At 50.6% G+C, this 601-nt stretch carries 2 tRNA genes and 2 rRNA genes; all 4 read right to left on the bottom strand.

Features of this window, described 5'->3' with window-relative positions:
• A 5S ribosomal RNA gene (rrf, locus tag ACTNB1_RS14845) occupies positions 1 to 67 on the bottom strand; the annotation flags it as partial.
• A 132-nt stretch (positions 68 to 199) separates the two neighbouring features.
• Positions 200 to 275 (bottom strand) — tRNA-Lys (locus tag ACTNB1_RS14840).
• Positions 276 to 280: 5 nt separating this feature from the next.
• Positions 281 to 355: transfer RNA gene (locus ACTNB1_RS14835), tRNA-Glu, on the bottom strand.
• 85 nt (positions 356 to 440) lie between these two features.
• Positions 441 to 601, bottom strand: a 23S ribosomal RNA gene (locus ACTNB1_RS14830); the annotation flags it as partial.

Raw genomic sequence — 601 nt, 5'->3', positions numbered from 1 at the left:
CGCAGGTGAGCTTAACTTCCGTGTTCGGGATGGGAACGGGTGGACCCTCACCGCAATCAACACCAACTTACTTTTCTTTGAAAAGAAAAGTAAGCAAAAGAAACTTCAACATTTTCTTCTCCTTACCGTTCTTCTCAACGATAAACACTTAATTTTTAGAGGTTCTCTATGGAGCGCCTCGCAGACGCTCCATAGAGACTGGTGCGCCTTCACGGATTCGAACCGGGGACCCACTGATTAAGAGTCAGTTGCTCTACCAGCTGAGCTAAAGGCGCAGGTTTGGTGACCCGTGCGGGAATCGAACCCACGTTTGCGGCGTGAGAGGCCGCCGTCTTAACCGCTTGACCAACGGGCCACATTTACGCGTCGCTTTGTCAGCACCCTCAAAACCGAACAATGCAGATCTTTAGTACCAGGCAAGCGCCTGCATTCATCATGTTAAGGTCAAGCCCTCGGCTTATTAGTATCGGTCAGCTACACGCGTTACCGCGCTTCCACCTCCGACCTATCAACGTCATAGTCTACGACGTGCCTTACTCCCGAAGGATGAGAGATCTAATCTTAGGGGGAGTTTCACGCTTAGATGCCTTCAGCGTTTATC

This window comes from Flavonifractor sp. HCP28S3_F3 (assembly GCF_052065355.1).
In the GTDB taxonomy this organism is placed as follows: Bacteria; Bacillota; Clostridia; order Oscillospirales; family Oscillospiraceae; genus Flavonifractor.
The sequence above is the reverse complement of the archived record's forward strand: the minus strand, read 5'-3'. Positions and strand labels throughout refer to the sequence as shown.